Genomic DNA, 17,823 nt, shown 5'->3' with positions numbered 1-17,823 from the left:
GCCTGAGCAGTGCTTTGACAGATTGTGAAACGCAACGTAGCTTTCGCTCCACCGAAAGAGCGGAGGGTGTCATGCACGTGGTGGCGGTGTCGGCGGTCGCGGACAACGACCGGTTCTGGAACGAGCTGAGGAAGGCCCACGCCCGGCTCCCCCGGGGCGCGTGGAAGGTCGCGGTCGCCAGCACCGACGGCACCCGCGCGGTCAACGTCATCACCCACGAGTCGGTCGACGCCGTGCGGGAGTTCCTCGACACCCACGCCGGCGCTTACGCCACCACCGAGTACTTCGAGGCCGACGCCGCCAACGCGGTCGGGCTCCCCCGGTGAGCGTCGCCGAACTGCTCGCCGCCCACGGGGTGCCGGGCGCGGCGGTCGGGGTGCTGCGCCACGGCGAGGTCACCGAGTACGCGGTCGGCGTCCGGGACGCCGCGACCGGCGCGCCCGTCACCACCGACACCGTCTTCCAGTGCGGCTCACAGACCAAGACATGGACCGCGCTGGCCTTCCTCGGCCTGGTCGACGAGGGGAAGGCCGGGCTGGACGAGCCGGTGCGCGCCCTCCTGCCGGGTTTCGCGGTCGCCGACCCGGACACCACGCGCCGCCTCACCCCGCGCCACCTGCTCCACCACACCGACGGGATCGAGGAGGCCTACGGCGACCCCGGCGAAGGCGACGACGTGCTGGAACGCATGGTCGCGGCCATCGCCGACGCGCCGCAGGTGTTCCCGCTCGGCCGCACCCACGGGTACAGCGCGGCGCTGGGCCACGCCGTCCTCGCGCGGATCCTGGAGGTCGTCGACGGCAAGCCGTGGGAGCAGGTCATGCGCGACCGGCTGTTCACGCCGATGGGCCTGACCAGCACGAACACCCGGCCCGACCAGGTCGATCCGACCCGAGGGGCCGTCGGTCACCTGCTCGGCGACCACGGCCCGGTCCGCACCCCGGTCGACCACCTGCCGCGCGCGTTCGGGCCCGGCGGCGGCCTCACCTCGACCGTCGGCGAGGTGCTCACGCTGGCCCACGTCCTGCTGGGCGAGGGCGTCGCGCCGAACGGGCGGCGGATCGTCTCGGCCGGCGCCCTGCGCGAGATGACGCACTCGCGGGTCCCCGTGCCCGACCCGTACCTGTTCGGGCCGGCGTGGGGGCTGGGCCTGATCGTCTGCGACTGGCACGGCCGCACCGTGTACGCCACCGACGGCTCCACGATCGGCCAGAACGCCCGGCTGCGCCTGCTGCCCGACGAGGGCATGGCGGTCGCCGTCCTGACCAACGGCGGACCCCGGGAAAGCCTTTTCCGTGCGGTGTTCGACGAGATCCTCGGCGCCGGCACCGTGCCGGCGCCGCCCACGCCGGACCCGGCGCGCACCCTCGACGAGGCCCGCTACACCGGCGTCTACGAGCGGCCGGGCGCCCGCTACGAGGTGTCGTCCACCGGCACGGCGCTGCGCCTGGCCCTGGTGACCGACCCGGCGCGCGCGGCGATCACCGGCACCCCCGAACGCGTCGAGCACGACCTGCTCGCGGTGAGCGACGAGCACTTCGTCACCGGCCCGGCCGACGACCAGTGGACCGTCGCGCTCTACGAGGTCGCCGGCACCCGCTACCTGCACACCAACGCCCGGGCGCACCCCCGGACCGGCGTCATTCCGGGTGGTGGGCCGGAAAGCTGAGGACCATGGTCAGGCCGCCGCCGGGCGTGTCCTCGGCGCGCAACGTGCCGGCCATCGCGTCGACGAAACCCTTCGCCACCGACAGGCCAAGGCCGACACCGCTGGTGCTGTCGCGGTCCCCCAGCCGCTGGAACGGCGCGAACGCCGAGTCCGCCGCGCCTCGGGGCAACCCGCTGCCGTGGTCGACGATCCGTAACTCGACCTGGTCGGCGTGCGCGCTCGCCCGGAGGGCGACCGTCGGCTCGTCCGGGCTGATCCGGCCGTCGCCGTCGACGTCCACCCGGCGCGGCACCGGAAGCTGCCCGTGACGCAGCGCGTTGTCGACCAGGTTGGCCACCACCCGCTCCAGCAGCCCCGCGTCGGCCAGCACCGGCGGCAGCGACTCGTCGACGTCGACGGTCAGCCGGGTCGGGTCCGAGCCGGCCAGGGCGCGGGCGACGATCTCGTCGTAGCCGACCGGGCGGGGCACCGGGCGCAGCACCCCGGCGGCGATCCGCGACGAGTCCAGCAGGTTGTCCACCAGGCCGGTCAGCCGGTCGGCCGACTCCTCCACGGTCAGCAACAACTCCCGGGTGTCCTGTTCGGACAGGTGGAGGTCCTCGGCGCGCAGGCTGCCGACCGCGGCCTTGATCGAGGTCAACGGGGTGCGCAGGTCGTGGCCGACGGCCGAGAGCAGCGCCGTGCGTAAGTTCGTGGTCTCGGCCTGGCGGCGGGCGGCGGCGGCCTCGGCCGCCATCCGCTGCTGGCGCAACGCGAGCAGCGCCTGGCCGGCGGCGGCCTCCAGCACCCGCCGGTCGGCCGCCGACATGGGGCGCCCGCGCAGCGCCAGGTGCACCCGGTCGGTCACCGGCACGTCCAGGTCGGCCTCGTCGGGGTCGGCGCACGGGCGCTCGCCGACGCAGGCGACCCGCGTCCACGTGCCGTCGGCCTCCTCCAGCAGGGCCACCGAGGTGAGTGCGAAGTTCTCCCGCACCTTGCCCAGCAGCGTCGGCAGCGGGTCGGTACCGGTCAGCACGGTGCGCGCGTAGGAGGCGATCAGCGACGCCTCGGTCCTGGCCAGCGCGGCGGCCTCGGCGCGCCGCGCCGCCCGGTCGACGACCACCGCGACCATCGTCGCCACCACCACCATGATCAGCAGGGTGAGCGCGTTGCGGGGCTGGGCGACGGTCAGCGAGTGCACCGGCGGCACGAAGAAGTAGTTCAGCAGCACCGCGCTGAGCAGCGAGGAGAACACCGCCGGGCCCAGCCCTCCGACCAGCGCCACGACGACCAGCGCCAGGAAGTAGTCGACGACGTCGGAGGTGGTGGTCAGCTCGGCGCTCCACAGCACCCCCGCCAGGGTCGCCAACCCGGGCAACACGACCGCCAGCACCCAGCCCAACGCCTTGCGCGAGGGCGACAGCGCGCCGCGCACCCGCCGGTGACCGCGCCCGGCGGCGGACTCGGCGTGGGTCACCATGTGCACGTCGATCGCCCCGGACCGGTCGATGACCGCGGCGCCGATGCCCTCGTCGAACGCGCGCGCCCACCGCGAACGCCGCGACGTGCCCAGCACCAGCTGGGTGGCGTTGGCGCCCCGGGCGAAGTCCAGCAGCGCGGTCGGCACGTCGTCGCCGACGACCGTGTGAAACGACGCGCCGACGTCCTCGGCGAGCCGGCGCAGCCGGGCGACCGCCGCCGGCCCGACCCCGCTCAGGCCGTCGCCGCGCAGCACGTGCAGCGCCAGCAGGTCGGCGCCGATCCGCCCGGCGATGCGGCTGGCCCGCCGCAGCAGCGTCTCGCTCTCCGCGCCGCCGGTGATGGCCACCACGACCCGCTCCCGCGTCTCCCACGTGTCGGTGATGTCCTGTTCGCTGCGGTAGCGGCGCAGCGCGACGTCGACCTGGTCGGCCACCCACAGCAGCGCCAGCTCGCGCAGTGCGGTGAGGTTGCCCGGCCGGAAGTAGTTGCCCAGCGCGGCGTCGATGCGGTGCGCCGGGTAGACGTTGCCGTGCGCCAGCCGGCGGCGCAGCGCCTCCGGCGTGAGGTCGACCAGCTCCAGTTGTTCGGCGCGGCGCACCACCTCGTCGGGGACGGTCTCGTGCTGGTGGGCGCCGGTGATCCGCTCGACGACGTCGTTGAGGCTCGCCAGGTGCTGGACGTTGACCGTGGACAGCACGTCGATGCCGGCGGCCAGCAGCTCCTCGACGTCCTGCCAGCGTTTGGCGTTGCGCGATCCGGGGACGTTGGTGTGCGCCAGCTCGTCGACCAGCACGACCTCGGGGGCGCGGGCGAGGACCGCGTCGAGGTCCAGCCCGGTGTACTCACGCCCCCGGTGCGCGACCCGGCGCCGGGGCACGACCTCCAGGCCCGCCAACCGTTCCCGGGTCCGCTCCCGGCCGTGGGTCTCCACCAGTCCGACGACCACGTCGGTGCCGCGCTCGGCCCGCCGGTGCGCCTCCCCGAGCATGGCGAACGTCTTGCCGACACCGGGCGCGGCGCCGAGATAGATCCGCAGCTCGCCCCGGCGTACCCGCCCGTGGCTCACCGCCCGCTCCCTCCCCGCTGGCCACCCCGCCGGTGACCGTCGAGCGCATTCTGCCCACGGCCGGGCGCCGGCGGACCGTCCCTGACGCGACCTTGACGCCGTCGCCGCCGGTGTTGACGCGATCCGAACGCGACGAGCCCCGGACCAGCGGTCCGGTGCTCGTTCGGCGGGCGGCTGACTCGTCAGGACGTGAGCAGCCCCAACAACGACCCGAACGCGGCGGGGGTGAGGACCAGTCGGCCGGCGTGCGGCGCCTTGCTGTCCCGAATGCCGACGACCGGCGCGGCTGGCCTCCCGACCTCCACACACGCGTTGTCCGGATTCGAGAACGAAGCCTTCCGCCACGTGACCGTGTCGAGCGCACTGATGTCCGGTAGTGCTCTCATGACGTCAACTCCTCGATCATCGATTCGAAAGCCGTTGGCGCGGTCAGGCGGGTTGGCGGTCCTCGTTGGAGCGGGAGCGCAGGCCGAGGATGAGGGCGCCGAGGGCCTCGGCGTGTGGGGTGAGTTGGCTCAGCCGCACGGTGAAGCCGGCGGAGCGGTCGACCGTGCCGCTCAGGGCGTAGCGGTGCAGTTCCTGTTCGCACGGGGTGAGGACGTGGTCCTTGCCGTTGGCGAGTTCGCCGCCCAGGACGATGAGGCGCGGGTTGACCAGGTTGCAGAGTTGGGCGAGGGCGATGCCCAGGGTGCGGCCGGCGTCGCGCAGGACCCTGGTGCAGACGGCGTCGCCGGCGTGGGCCTTCTCGATCAGGGACAGCAGGTTCTGCGGGACGTCGGCGGCGGTGCCCCGGTGGGAGGTGCGGACCTGGGTCATCAGCGCGTCGGCGCCGACGATGGTGTCCAGGCAGCCCCGGCCGCCGCACTCGCAGACGTCGCCGTCGCGGTCGATGGTGAGGTGGCCGATCTCGCCGGCCATGCCGCGGTGGCCCCGGTAGACCATGTCGCCGATCATGATGCCGGCGCCGACGCCGGTGGTGGCCTTCACGTAGACGACGGTCTCGGCCGGCTCGTCCATGCCGTAGATCTGTTCGGCCATCGCCCCGAGGTTCGCGTCGTTGTCGATCGCGACGGGGACGCCGAGGATGCCGCTCAGTTCGGCGGCCGGGTCGTCGTGGTCGTGCCAGGGCAGCAGGACCGGGCGGGTGAACCGGCCGGTGCGCGGGTCGATCATCCTGGGCACCGACACCCCGGCGGACACCACGTCCGCCATGGTCTGGCCGGTTTCCTCGACGGCCTCGGTGATCATGTCGGTGATCGTCCGCAGCAGCCGTTCCATGCCCCAGTTGGCGCCGCCGTCGTGGTGGCGCGGCACGAACCGGTCGTAGGGCTGGTCGACGCGGCGGGCGACCACGACCACCTGGTTGTGGCTGATCTCCACGCCGATCGCGACGCCGCGCGCCGGGGCGAGGCGGACCTGGCCGGAGCGGTTGCGGGTGCCGTCGACCACGCCCTGCTCGGTGAGTTCCTGGACGGCGGTGGACACCAGGGCCTGGGAAACACCGCTGCGCCGGGCGATCCTGGACTGCCGATCGGCCTTGATCATGATCTCGATGATCATGCGTTGGCGATTGGTCACCCGGGTTCCGCTCATCGGGCCGAGCAGATCGCGTGCCTCCAGCACTCGACACCTCTTCGGAGACGAAGAACAGAGATCGAGGCTAGCACAACCGGCTTCAATTCCAACGATTCGGTGCGCGCGGCAGCGGATTCGATATCAGATCAGCGTTCGATAAAGATCCAGATAATCCAGGAGTTCACGGGTCACCAGGAATTTCTCGGCGCACGCCCGGCGCGCGGCCGAACCGAGGCTCGCGGCCAGCGACGGGTCGTTCAGCAGTTCGTTCACCGCCGCGCCGAACGCCGGCAGGTCGAGCGGATCGACCAGCAATCCCTGTTCGCGGTCGGCGATCTGGGCGAGCAGCCCGCCGACGGCCGACGCCACGATCGGCCGCGCCTTCCACATCGCCTCGGTGACGGTCAGCCCGAAACCCTCCTGCAGGCTCTTCTGCACCACCACGGTCGACCGCCGCTGGATCGCGTTGACCACCAGCCCGTTGGCCGCCATGTCGGCCAGCGACAGCACGGTCAGGTGCACGCGCTCGCGCAGCGGCGGCGCCAGCGCCTCGCGCGCGGCCCGCACCTGGGCGAACATCGCGGCGCCCTCCGGGTCGTCGAGGACGTCGGCGGGGTCGGGGCCGGCGAGCAGCAGGTGCGCCGGCGGCGGCACATGGTCGGCGAACGCGCGCAGCACACCGACCATGTCCTTCAACGGATCCCAGCGGGAGACCTGGGTGACCAGCGGGACCTCGGGCGGCAGCGGGCGGTCCTGGATGGTGCCGGCTCCCGAGCCGAGCAGGCCGACGCTCGCGAGCAGTTCGTCGCACTGGCGGGGCGTGAGTTCCCGGTTCTTGGCGGTGTCCGGGTCGATCGACGGGGTCATCACCGCCACCCGCGACGAGTCGAGGTAGGGCGGGGCGAAGTCGGCGACGGTGAACACGAACCGTGGCACGGCAACGAGATGCGGGCGCAGGAACTCCCACGTCGCCTCGGCCCACTCGGTGGCCGAGCGGGTGCCGACGTGACAGCGCCAGGCCACCCGCACGCCGGCGTCGAGCAGGTGCGGCGCCATCCCGGCGGTCTGCGGGTCGTGCAGCAGGACCACGTCGCCGGCGCGGACGTGCTCGGCCAGCGCGGTGGCCGTGCGGGCGGTGACCGCGCGGTAGAGCCGGTCGTCGGCGGCAGTGAACGGGGTGGTGGCGCGGCCGTGCAGACCGTGGTGGATCCGTTTGGTGAGGTGGAAGAACTCGGGTTCGGCGTCGGCGACCAGCCAGCCGGCGGGCAGCCCGAGCGCCCGCTGGTGGGCGATCGAGGACCAGAGCAGTTCGGCGACGCCGCCGCCGGTGGCGGTGCTGCTGACGTGCCAGACGCGCGCGCCGGCCAGCAGCGGCACGAGGTCGGCGGCCGGGCCGCTGAGCCGGGGGTCCTCGCCCAGCCGGGAGGCGTCCTCGACCGGGACCTCGGTCACGGCGTGCTGTTCGGTCAGATCCTGTTGGCTCGTCATCGTTTCGTCACCACCAGTTCGGCTGCGTTCACTCGACGTTACGCGGGAAACGGCGTGGCCGGAATCGTCCGAATGGTGGTGCCGGTGATGTTCCGAGAAATTGTTCAAGATTTTTTCGGGGCCGCCGGACAACTGCCCCGGAGATGGAACGAAAGCAATTGGCGACCGCCGGAGCGGGTTCGTCTTCGATTCCAACAACAAGGGCCGCCGGGAGTTCTTCCGGCCATCAGGAACGGGAGCGGACCGACCGGGCGGCGACGCCGGGCGGATCGCGGTGACCGCCCCCGGACGAGCACGCGCCGGCCGTTCAATTCGAACGGGTCGGCGGGGCGCGGCGTGTTCAGTGGTTTTCAGTTGTCGGGCGCCCGGTCCGGGAAATTTAATCCAGGGCCTGAACTAATGCCCGATCCGACCGGTTCGGACACCGTTCTGGCTGGTTGAGGGAATTCTGGGGCGGTGGAACACTGGCCGCATCGCCGAGAAGGGACAGGCGGAATATCGATCAAGGGACGCGGCATCGTGAAAGTGAAGCTAGGGATCGAGTTCTCGTGTGCGGGCGTGTTTCCTGAGATCAGGCGGGTTCAGGTCATGATCATCCTGGTGGTCGTGCTGCTGGCCTGGTCGCGCGGGACGCTCATCGCTGTGATCTGAGGAGTCACCGGGGTCGGCCGGCGCACCGGTCGACCCCTTCCCTCGAAGGAGTATGTTAACGGTACTGGTCCGTTAACATATGGAGGTGGGCTCGATGGTTCTCGTCGTGGGCGCGGGTCCGACGGGGTTGGCACTGGCGTGCGGGCTGCTCTCGCACGGGATCCCGGTCCGGGTGGTCGACCGGGCCGCCGGCCCGGCGGTCACCTCACGGGCGAACTTCGTGCACGCACGCGGCTCGGAGGTACTGGCCCGACTCGGCGCGCTGGGCGACCTGCCAACGGAGTCGTTGCGCGCCATGAAGGTCACCACCTATCTCGGGGACCGCCCGCTGGCGACCGTGCGGTTCGGCGACCCGACGCTGCGCACCGCCGCCGCGCCGATGGTCGTGTCCCAGGCCAGGGTGGAGGCCGCGCTGCGCGACCGGCTCACCGCCCTCGGCGGGCGGATCGACTGGAAAGCCGGTCTCACCGGGCTCGACCAGGACGACACGGGCGTCACCGTCACGCTCGGCACCGGCGAGTCGGTGCGCGCCGACTGGGTCGTGGGCTGTGACGGCACCGGCAGCGCCACCCGCGAACAGGCCGGCATCGGCTTTCCCGGCGTCCGGATCAGCGAACGCTACCTGCTGGCTGACCTGCACATCGACTGGGACCTCGACCGGGACGGCACGACCGGCTGGGTCAGTCCGGCCGGGATGGTCGGGGCGATGCCGATGCCCGGACCCGGCGAGGACCTGTGGCGGTTGCTGGCCTACGACCCGACCAGCGCCCAGGGCCGGCCGACCGAGCAGGAGATCATGGACCGGTTTCGGCGGATCCTGCCCGAACGCACCGGCCACACCGACGCGCACATCCGCGACGTGACCTGGGCGTCGGTGTTCACCGTCCACCGCCGGCTGGCCGACACCTACCGCCAGGGCCGCGTTCTGCTCGCCGGTGACGCCGCCCACGTGCACGCGCCGTTCGGCGGCCAGGGCATGCTCACCGGTCTCGGCGACGCGGAGAACCTGGCCTGGAAGCTCGCCCTGGTCGTGCGCGAGCACGCCAGCGAGTCCCTTCTGGACACCTACCAGGCCGAGCGGCGCCCACTGGCGGCCCAGGTCCTGCGCGGCACGACGGCGGTCACCCGGGTGAACATCGCCGCCAACCCGGTCGGCCGGTTCGTCCGCGACCGCGTGGTCGCGCCGCTGCTCAACCTCGCCCCGGTCCAGCGCCTGGCGTCCTACTCGGCCTCGCAACTGTGGGTCAGCTACCGCACCGGCCCACTCGGCGCCGGCCGGCTCGGCCACAAACCCCGGCCCGGCGACCGCGTCCCCGACCTGGCCTGCACCCACCCCGACGGCCGCCCGACCCGCCTGCACACCGAACTCGGCGGCCGCTTCGCCCTGCTGGTCCCCGACGACGCGCCCGGGTGGAGCCCCAACCAGTGGGGCGTCACCCTGCGGTTCACCGAAGGCCGCCCCGGCGAGGCGTGGCTGGTCCGCCCCGACGCGCACCTCGCCTGGCGCGGCCGGGACCCGGCTAGCCTTGCCCGGTGGATGACCGAGACGCTGACGACCGGACCGACGAGGTGACCGGGCCCCGGAAACGCGGGCCCGGCCGGCCGCGCGATCCGGGGACGGACCGGGCCATCCTGCACGCCGCGTTCGAACTGTTCCTCGAAGGTGGCGTCGAGGGGACCAGCATGGAGCGGATCGCCCGGCGGGCCGGGGTCGGCAAGCTGACCGTGTACCGCCGGTGGTCGTCGAAGGAGGAGCTGCTGGCCCAGGCCGTGGAGACGGTCGTCGAGGAGGAGCAGTGGCCGTCCAACGAGGACATCGAGACCGGTTCACCGGCCGACATCGTCGACCAGGTCCTGCCGGCCTCCGCCGAACTGGCGGCCAGTGAGCGGTTCCGCGCACTGGTCGCCCGCATCTACGGGTCGGCGGTCAGCCATCCCGCGCTGATGGCGGCCTACTGGCGCCACTACCTGCTCCCCCGCCGCGAGGCCACCAAGGAACTGCTGCGACACGCGCAGCAGGAGGGCACGGTGGCCGCCGACGCCGACCTCGACGTGCTGATCGACATGATGGCCGGCGCGGTCACCTACCGGGTTCTGCGACCGGACCCGCCCGGCCCCGAGGAGATGCGCCGCTACCTGGAGACCCTGCACAGACAGGTCGGGCTGCTCAGCTAGAGGGTGACGATCGGCCGGAACTCGGGGGTCCAGCCACGCCGGTCGTGCACCGGGCCCTCCGGCGACCCGACCCACGCGTGGAACCGGCACGGCGCGTGCGCCACCCCGATGACCAGCGGGGCGTGCCGCCGCCCGAGGGCCAGGGTGACGACGGTGCCCAGGGACAGTTCCAGGCAGGCGATCCGGCCGGGGTGGTAGCGGGTCGCGCGGCTGATCGCGGCCAGGGCGGCCTCGGTCTGCGGGCCGCTGGCGGTGCGCCGGCACCAGTGCTGGCGCGACCAGGTCAGCAGGGACACCATCACCCGGAACGGGAGCAGGACGACCAGCAGGGTGAGCGGAACCGCCAGCAGCGCGGCGACCCGAAAACCCGGCACGGCGGAATCCGGCCCGGCGAGGGTGGTCGGCGTGGAGTCGGACACGGGCTGCCCGAGGACAGGACCGGCGGGTGCGCCGGGCATCGCCGACTCGTCGGGGACGGCTGGGCTGGTGGTGGTCGTGTCGGGGGCGTTGGCCCGAGGGTGCTGGTGCGGTTCGTCGGTGGCGAGGAGGCCTGTGGCGACAAGGGTGTCGGCCAGTTCTCGGGACTGGGTGGGGAATCGGGGCCCGACCGTGGTGGTGGCCGCGACCAGCGTGAGCGCGGTGTCGAAGTCGCCGGTGGTGTGCCAGGCTCGCCAGAGTTGGTCGGCCAGGCCGTTGAGGGCGTAGCAGCGGCCGGTGCGGCGGTCGAGGACGACGCTGCCCCCGTTGGGGGCCGCCGTGGTGTGGATGTGACCGGGGATTCTCAGCACGTGTGTACCCGTTCGTTGGCTCGTAGCCACAGTTCGGCGCCCAGGAGGCGGTTCAGCGCCGCGAAGGCCAGGCCGCGCTGGTCGGCGGTGTGCAGGGACCGCAGGACACGGGCCGGCTCGATGACGCCCAGGGCGGCCAGGTGTGAGTCCGTCAGCAGATCGGTCACGGTGTGGCGGTTGGCGCTCAGGCCGGCGTGGTCCTCGGCCAGGTAGTTGCCCTTGCTGGTTCTGGTGAGGACCTCGGCCGGCACCAGACCCGCCATCGCCTTGGCCAGCAACGGTTTGGGGGCCGGGGGTGACGCCCGCCGCCTGGCCGGGACGCTCAGGCAGGCGCGGATCACGTGGTGGTCCAGGAACGGCGCCTGCGGCCAGATTCCGTACTCCCTGGCGGTATCGACGAGCTGGCGGGCCACGGTCCCGGCCCGGTGGAGTTCGCGGGTGGTGGCCAGGTCGGCGGCGTCCACGTCCGGGGGGATGGTCGTCGCGCGGCACAGGGCGGCCAGGTCGTGGCGCAGGGCGGGGGTCAGCCAGGCGGCCTCGGCGCCGGGGCCGGGCCACCACGCCACGCCGTCACGCAGCCAGGTCAGGGGTTGCCCGTCGGGGTGGCTCAGCTGGGTGGCCAGGTGGGCGAGGGCGCGGGTGGGGGACGTGTGGGCCACGCGGACCGCGCGGGCCACCACGGCGGACGGGCGGACGGTGCGCGGCCGGGCGTGCGCGTAGGCGTGGCGCACCAGAGTGCGGTGCTCGCCGTGGCGGGCGAGGTCGGCGAGGTAGACGGGAGGCGCGGTCAGCAGGGCGTCGGCGCCCTCGCCGGTGAGGTGCAGGTCGCTGCCCTCCGACGCCGCGGCGGCCAGGCGCAGGCGGGTGCGGGCGCTGCCGGGAAGCGACGGGTCGGGGGCGTCGCCGGCCGGCGGAAGGTCCTGGTAGGGCAGGGTTTCCCGGGTTCCGGTGACGATCCGGTGTGCCAGGCGCTGGTCGAGGGCGGCGAACCGGCGGGCGTGGGCCAGGTCGTCGGCCGGCAGGTCGGGGTGGTGGTAGGTGAACACCGGCAGCGGCGGCGTGCGGTGCCGGACCGCCAGGAACGCGACGGTGGTCGAGTCCAGGCCGCCGCTGAGGTCGGCCGTGACCCGCTGGGACGCCGTGAGCCGGGCACGTACCGCGTCGTCGAGGGCGACCCGCAACGCGGCAGCGGCGTCGGTGGCCGGAGGCGATCCGGCCGCGGCGAAGGAGGTCACGCCGTCGTGGGTGACCTGGAGGGTCTGGCCGGGGCCGAGGGTGTCCACACCGGACAGCACGGAGCGGGCGCCGGTCAGCTCGGGCACGTCGGGGCAGAAGATCCGCGCCGCCAGGACGTGCGGGTCCGGGCGGCGAGGCAGGCCGGTGAGGTCGGCGACCGTCGCCGCGCGGGCGGCCAGGACGGTGCGGCCGGCCGTGGTGCGGTGGTACAGCGGGTACTGCCCGGCCAGGTCGACCCGCGCGGTCAGCCCGGCGGGGGTGAGCACGACGACCGTGTAGCTACCGGGCCAGTCCGCCAGCGGGGCCGACGACAGCTCCTGGTCGGTGGCCAGGCACCGGCCCAGGACCGCGACCTCGCCGTCGCGGACCGTGCGGAGTTCGCCGGGGTGCCAGTGCCCGGTGGTGCGGAAGCCGGGGCTGACCGGGAGGGCTGCGGGAGGGGGGAACACGGCGAACAGATCGGGGCCGGCCGCCATCGTTTCCTACCAGTAGTACTGGGTGTTGGCGTCGCTGTTTCCGCTTGACGAATTTCCGAGGACCACGGTGCGGACGACGCCCAATTCGACCAGCACCGGTGAATCGCCGTGCTCACTCTCCTCGTCAGGAGTCGACTGGTCATCGACGGACGGCATGACGAACTCCCCGGAACAGGAAAATAGTGAGCGACAACGGTACCACGAGAACCGCCGGAACACCCGAACTCAATTCTGAACGCGTCAAGTCCGATGTCCCGCCGGCATTCTTCCAATATGAAGAAAATCAGCCGCCGTAGCGGTCGTGCGCCGCGAACTCGCCGAAGTCGTCCTGGAGCCAGCCCACCTCACGCCACGTGCCGCCGTCGAGCGGTCCCTCGTGGACCAGTTCCAGGTAGCTGCCCGGCTGGTCGTCCAGGCGCACCCGACGGCCGTGGCTGTAGACGAACACCGACACGCTGACGTCGGGACGGCCGTCGACCTCGGCCAGGCCAAGGACACCTTCCCAGCTCACCCGCAACGGGCCGGTCGGCGCGGCACCGCGCACCAGGCAGGAGAAACCGTCGTCGATCTCGTTCGCGTTGACGACGGTCACCGGCTCACCGAAGTGCTCGGCGAGGCCGGCGACCAGCGCGTCGATCGTGGGGCGCCAGCGGCCCCCTGCGTTCTCGCCCGTCACGGCCAGTCGTTCCTCTCCCAGCGTTCGCGGTTGGGGTAGATCACCTCGTTGGCGCCGCCGCTCGGGTTGACCTCGACGAATCTGGGGTTGCCCGCCCACTGTTCCGGGTCGACCGCGCGCGGGTTCGCCGTCCGCTGGTCGATCATGCCATAGGCCGTGATCACCGAATTCTTGTTGCCGGCCTCGGTGATCACCACCGAGCCGTTGCTGTAGTAGATGTCGACCTCGCGCGAGTACGGCTGGTTGGTGTGGTGGTTGCGCCCGTCGTAGTGCCCGCTGAACACCCGGTCCGGGTTGTTCAGGATCGACGCCTGCACCTGCGGGCTCACCCCGTGCTTGGACCCGGCGTGCCCCGGCCGCCCGCCGGGATAGGGCGGCGGCGCGCCGTGCAGTTCCCCGGGCGTCACCTGGCGGCGGAAGTTGTTGAACCGCTCGCACACCGTCAGGCCAAGCGGGTCGACGAACCGCAGCGGGTTGACGGTGTAGGCGTACGGGTTGGGCGAGGGCGCCAGGCCAAGCGGGTCCGGTGTCAGGTACTGGGCGGTGTCCGGGTTGTAGTACCGGAACATGTTGTGGTGCAGCCCGGTCTCGGCGTCGTGGTACTGGCCGGGGAACCGCAGCGGGCAGTACGCCGCCGACCGCCGCTCGTCGGCCGGCACGCCCCACGCGGTGGTCGCCGACTGCCAGGCCACCCGCCCGGTCGGGTCGAGCAGTTCCCTCGGCGTGCCGAGGTGGTCGGTGACGACGTGGTGGAAGCGCACCGCGCGGTCCTCGGCGCCCCGGTCGACCTGCACGACCGGCCGGGCGGTGCCGGGCTCGACGCTCCATGTGGTGACCGCGCCACCGGCCCGCTGTTCGGCCAGGTGCACACCGTCCCAGGTGAACTCGACGCGCAGCAGCTCGGTGACCCGGTCGGCGGCGTACCGCACCTTCGCGCAGCGCCGGCCGAGCGGGTCGTACAGGTAGCGCCACCGGTGCCCGTCGGGGGTGGTGACCTCGACCAGCTGGTCCTCGGCGTTCCAGGCGTAGCGCCACAGCCTGGTCCGGCCGGACAGGGTGCGGCGACGCGTCTCGACGACCCGGCCGTTGCCGTCGTGGACGTAGGTGGTGCGCCCGGCGCCGCGGACCAGGCCCTGGACGTACACGCGGTCGCCCTGGGCGTCGTTGTCGGGCTGTCCGCCGGCGTGGGTCAGGTTGCCGGTGGGGTCGTAGCGGTAGCGCTCGGTGCGGGCGGGGCCGCGCACGGCGGTGAGTCGCCCGGCCGGGTCGAACTCGAACTGGCGGTTGCCACGCAGCGAGTCGTCCTCGCCGCCCAGGACGCCGTCGGGCCGCCAGTGGAAACGGCGGCGCAGCGGCGGGCCGCCGAGCAGGTTCTGTTCGGTGAGCCGGCCGGCCGGGTCCCAGGTCTGGGCCAGGGTCAGGCCGCCGTCGGGGCGACCGTCCAGGCGGCGGGTGGTTTCCCGGCCGAGCGGGTCGCGGTCGAAGGCGACGGTGCGCCCGGCGGTGCGCAGCACGGCGAGGTGCCCGTTGGGGTCGTAGCCCAGGTCCTCGACCGCGCCGGAGGGGGTGATCCGGCGGACGCGGCGGCCGTTGGGGTCGTAGCCGAACCGCAGGGTCCGGCCGTTGAACGTCTCGGCCAGCACGGTGCCGTCGGTGTCCCGCTCGACCGACAGGGTGCCGGCGGCGTTGACCGCCTCGACGAGCTGGCCGCTCGCGTTGTAGGTGTAGGTGGTGTCGCCGTCCTCGGCGTGCTGGCGCACGACGCGGCCCAGCGGGTCGTGGGTGAAGGTGACGGTCTGGCCGGCGCCGTTGCCCCTGGCGATCAGCTGCCCGGCGGCGTCGTAGGCGTAGGTGGTGGTCCGGCCGGTGAAGTCACGTTCGCCGACCAGGTTGCCGGCCGGGTCGTAGGTGTAGGTCCAGGTGGCGCCGGCGGCGTTGGTGACCGAGGTGACGCGCTGCTCGGTGTCGTAGGTGAAGGTGCTGGCCCGCACGCCCTCGGGGGTGAGCACGCTGCGCGGCAGGCCGAAGTCGCCGACCTCGACGACGGTGCGCCGCCCGTCCGGGTCGGTGCGTTCGACCAGGTTGCCCTCGCCGTCGTAGCGCCAGGTGTGCATCGCGCCGTCGGCGTCGCGGCGCCAGGCGAGGTGGCCGTCGACGGTCCACCCGAAGCGGGTGCGCCCGCCGAGCGGGTCGATCACGGCGGTGGGCCGGCCGAACACGTCGCGCACGTACTGGTGGCCGTTGCCCATCGGGTCGACCACGACCATCGGCAGGCCGGCGGCGTTGGTGACCAGGCTGGTCCGCGCGCCGGAGGGGTCGGTGACGCCGACGAGGTGGCCGCGTTCGTCGTACTCGGCGCGGGTGGTGGCGCCGGAGCGGTCGGTGACGGTGACCAGGTTGCCGCGCGGGTCGTACTCGTAGCGGTTGGCCGCCTCGCCGCCGTCGGTGACCAGCACGGGCAGGCCGAGGTCGTTGTACTCGGCGTGCAGCACGGTGCCGTCGGCGCGCACGACGTCGGTCCGGTTGCCGGCGGTGTCGTAGCCGCAGCGGGTGACCCGGCCGAGCGGGTCGGTGCTGGTGAGCAGCCGGTCGTAGCGGTCCCACTCGAAGCGGGTGGTGGCGCCGAGCGGGTCGACGGTCGCCACGATCTGGCGCAGCGCGTTGTGGTGGTACTCGGAGCGGTGGCCCAGCGAGTCCTCGACGGTGGTGACGCCCTCGCCGTAGTGGAAGGTGGCGTTGAGGATGCCGCCGGAGCCCTCGGTGCGCACGACCCGGCCCTGGGCGTCGAAGTGGTACCGGTAGTGGGTGTCGGCGCGGTCGCGCCAGGAGACGATCCGGGCGTCGGCGTCGTAGCCGAACACCTGCGGGCGGCCGGAGGAGTTGGTCACCTCGGCGAGGTTGCCGGCCGCGTCGTAGCGGTAGCGGGTCAGCGGCACCTCCTTGCCGTCGGGTTGGGTGGGCAGCAGGCGCAGGGCGGTGACCCGGCGGCCGTCGTGGTCGACGGCGACGCGGTAGCCGCCGGTGTGCCGCAGCTCGGTGGGCATCCCGGACTCGTCGTGGAGCACGTCGACCCGGTTGCCGTTGCGGTCGGTGATCGCGCTGAGCGGGTAGGCGCCCCGGCCGGTGAACCCGACACCGGCGAAGCGCAGGGTGTGGCCGTCGGCCTGGGCGATGGTCAGGGTGCCGTCGGGGTCGAGGTCCAGGGGCCAGCGCGGGCCTTCCAGCGGCAGCACCGGCGAGCCGGGTGTTGGCGCCGGGTAGACGAGCAGCGCGCCGTCCTCGGCGGCGAAGCACACGCCGTCGTCGTCGATCTCCACCCGCTGGTCCAGGGTGGAGGACCAGGAGCGGCCGAACAGGCGCCCGACCCGGTAGGCGGAGATGTGGGTGCGGCGCACGGTCAGCGCGAGCGCGGCCGGCAGGTTGACGTCGGTCTGGGTGAAGAACATGTGGCCGCTGACCACGTCCACCGGGTCGGCGCAGCCGGTGCGGCGGTCGGTCTCCAGGGCGGTGGATCTCGGGTTGTCGGTCTCGCCCCGGATCGTGCTGCGCACGTCGCTCGGTGTGCTGGTGGTCCCGGACGGGCTGGTCGACGAGGACGGGGTGCCCGGGGTGTCCGGGGTCGACGACGGGGTCGTCGAGGACGGAGTGTCCGGGGTCGTGCTCGGGGTCGTGCTCGGGGTGGTCGAGCTGGGAGTGGTGGTGCTCGACGGTGTGGTGGTGGCGTCGGGGGTCTTGTTCGGGGTCGGCGTGTCACCCCGGCGCATCAACTTCGCCAACTTGGCGATGATCTCGTCCAGCTTGGAAATGATCTTGCGGATGCGCGGCGTGACGTTGCCGATGGTCTTCACCAGCTTGCGCACCACGTCGGTGATCTTCTTGACCACCTTGGAGATCGCCGTGGTCGCCTGCGCCACCACGACCGGCGTCGCCAACCCGAGGGTCGCCGCGACCTCCAGCGCCCACGCGATCAGCCGGCCGACCAGCTCGCCGACCATGTCCCGGATGAACTCGCGGACGAACGCCACGACCTCACCCATGATCATCACACCGATGGAGATGCCCTCGGCCAGCGTCCCGGCCCCGGCGATCGCGTCGGCCGCCTCGGCCGCGTGACCCCGGTAGGCGTCCCCCGCCGCCCCGGTCCACCCGGCCGTGTCCGCACCCGACTGACTCGACAGGTCGGCCGCGACCGCGTTCACCTCGGCCGCCACGTTGCCCCAGGTCTCCGAGAAGGACTGGATCACCGGCGGATCACCGGCGAACCAGTCCAACGCCTCCTTCAACGGCCGCACGTGCTCGATCAGCCAGGACACCCCGTAGGAGGCCAGCGTGCCGAGCGGGTCGATCACCATCGACAGGACCTCGAGGCCCACACCGGCCGCCGACAGGCCCGCCTCGACCCAGTCGCCGTTGCTGATACCGCTCGCCAGGCCCTGCGCCGACTCCGCGATACCGATCCCGGTGACCGCCGTGGTCTGGTCCTGCGCCTGCGCGAGGAGTGGGTTCCCGTCCGGCATGCGCACCGCCCCCTGTGAAAGCCATCCGTACCGAGTGGACCCTCG

The 17,823-nt window shown here is 72.8% G+C and carries 14 protein-coding genes; 5 read left to right on the top strand and 9 right to left on the bottom strand.

The window, feature by feature from the left end; translation table 11 throughout:
• Positions 1-71 precede the first annotated feature (71 nt).
• A complete protein-coding gene (locus BLA60_RS05880; protein ID WP_075131705.1) occupies positions 72-326 on the top strand; it encodes a hypothetical protein in 255 nt (84 codons plus the stop codon).
• On the top strand, positions 323-1,669 hold the full coding sequence (locus tag BLA60_RS05875; protein ID WP_075131704.1) for a serine hydrolase domain-containing protein: 1,347 nt from the start codon (positions 323-325) through the stop codon (positions 1,667-1,669). The genes BLA60_RS05880 and BLA60_RS05875 overlap by 4 nt, the downstream gene beginning before the upstream one ends.
• Here the strand turns inward: BLA60_RS05875 and BLA60_RS05870 are convergent.
• From BLA60_RS05870 to BLA60_RS05855, 4 genes are all read right to left on the bottom strand, one after another.
• Positions 1,641-4,196 (bottom strand): sensor histidine kinase, encoded by a 2,556-nt coding sequence (locus tag BLA60_RS05870; RefSeq protein WP_075131703.1) that lies wholly within the window; start codon positions 4,194-4,196, stop codon positions 1,641-1,643. The two genes, BLA60_RS05875 and BLA60_RS05870, sit on opposite strands and share 29 nt — an antisense overlap.
• Before the next feature lie 182 nt (positions 4,197-4,378).
• The gene (locus BLA60_RS05865) at positions 4,379-4,582 is read right to left on the bottom strand and encodes a DUF397 domain-containing protein (RefSeq protein WP_075131702.1); all 204 of its coding nucleotides are present in this window, start codon (positions 4,580-4,582) and stop codon (positions 4,379-4,381) included.
• A gap of 43 nt (positions 4,583-4,625) precedes the next feature.
• Positions 4,626-5,819: an ROK family transcriptional regulator gene (locus BLA60_RS05860; RefSeq protein WP_075131701.1), complete on the bottom strand. Its 1,194-nt coding sequence runs from the start codon at positions 5,817-5,819 to the stop codon at positions 4,626-4,628.
• 93 nt (positions 5,820-5,912) lie between these two features.
• Positions 5,913-7,259: a glycosyltransferase gene (locus BLA60_RS05855; protein ID WP_084734689.1), complete on the bottom strand. Its 1,347-nt coding sequence runs from the start codon at positions 7,257-7,259 to the stop codon at positions 5,913-5,915.
• A gap of 456 nt (positions 7,260-7,715) precedes the next feature.
• Here BLA60_RS05855 and BLA60_RS42990 point away from each other — a divergent pair, with 456 nt between their 5' ends.
• From BLA60_RS42990 to BLA60_RS05845, 3 genes are all read left to right on the top strand, one after another.
• Complete coding sequence (locus tag BLA60_RS42990) at positions 7,716-7,910, top strand: hypothetical protein (protein WP_154814155.1); 195 nt, start codon at positions 7,716-7,718, stop codon at positions 7,908-7,910.
• A 94-nt stretch (positions 7,911-8,004) separates the two neighbouring features.
• Positions 8,005-9,483 (top strand): FAD-dependent monooxygenase, encoded by a 1,479-nt coding sequence (locus BLA60_RS05850; protein ID WP_245811842.1) that lies wholly within the window; start codon positions 8,005-8,007, stop codon positions 9,481-9,483.
• Complete coding sequence (locus tag BLA60_RS05845; protein WP_245811841.1) at positions 9,444-10,085, top strand: TetR/AcrR family transcriptional regulator; 642 nt, start codon at positions 9,444-9,446, stop codon at positions 10,083-10,085. The genes BLA60_RS05850 and BLA60_RS05845 overlap by 40 nt, the downstream gene beginning before the upstream one ends.
• On the opposite strand, the gene BLA60_RS05840 is transcribed toward BLA60_RS05845, so the two are convergent.
• The 5 genes from BLA60_RS05840 to BLA60_RS46130 form a co-directional block, all read right to left on the bottom strand.
• Positions 10,082-10,873 carry a lasso peptide biosynthesis B2 protein gene (locus BLA60_RS05840; protein ID WP_075131698.1) on the bottom strand — a complete coding sequence of 264 codons (792 nt, stop codon included), beginning with the start codon at positions 10,871-10,873 and terminating at the stop codon, positions 10,082-10,084. The genes BLA60_RS05845 and BLA60_RS05840 overlap by 4 nt on opposite strands.
• Positions 10,867-12,585, bottom strand: a complete 1,719-nt coding sequence (locus BLA60_RS05835; RefSeq protein ID WP_075131697.1) for an albusnodin/ikarugamycin family macrolactam cyclase — start codon at positions 12,583-12,585, stop codon at positions 10,867-10,869. Before BLA60_RS05835 ends, BLA60_RS05840 begins: the two co-directional genes overlap by 7 nt.
• 6 nt (positions 12,586-12,591) lie before the next feature.
• Positions 12,592-12,741, bottom strand: coding sequence for a hypothetical protein (locus BLA60_RS42985; protein ID WP_154814154.1), 150 nt, complete (start codon positions 12,739-12,741; stop codon positions 12,592-12,594).
• A gap of 127 nt (positions 12,742-12,868) precedes the next feature.
• The gene (locus BLA60_RS05830) at positions 12,869-13,261 is read right to left on the bottom strand and encodes a hypothetical protein (protein ID WP_075131696.1); all 393 of its coding nucleotides are present in this window, start codon (positions 13,259-13,261) and stop codon (positions 12,869-12,871) included.
• Positions 13,258-17,778 (bottom strand): RHS repeat-associated core domain-containing protein, encoded by a 4,521-nt coding sequence (locus BLA60_RS46130; RefSeq protein ID WP_075131695.1) that lies wholly within the window; start codon positions 17,776-17,778, stop codon positions 13,258-13,260. The genes BLA60_RS05830 and BLA60_RS46130 overlap by 4 nt, the downstream gene beginning before the upstream one ends.
• Positions 17,779-17,823 lie beyond the last annotated feature (45 nt).

This window comes from Actinophytocola xinjiangensis, from assembly GCF_001921215.1.
Lineage (GTDB): Bacteria > Actinomycetota > Actinomycetes > Mycobacteriales > Pseudonocardiaceae > Actinophytocola > Actinophytocola xinjiangensis.
The sequence above is the reverse complement of the archived record's forward strand: the minus strand, read 5'-3'. Positions and strand labels throughout refer to the sequence as shown.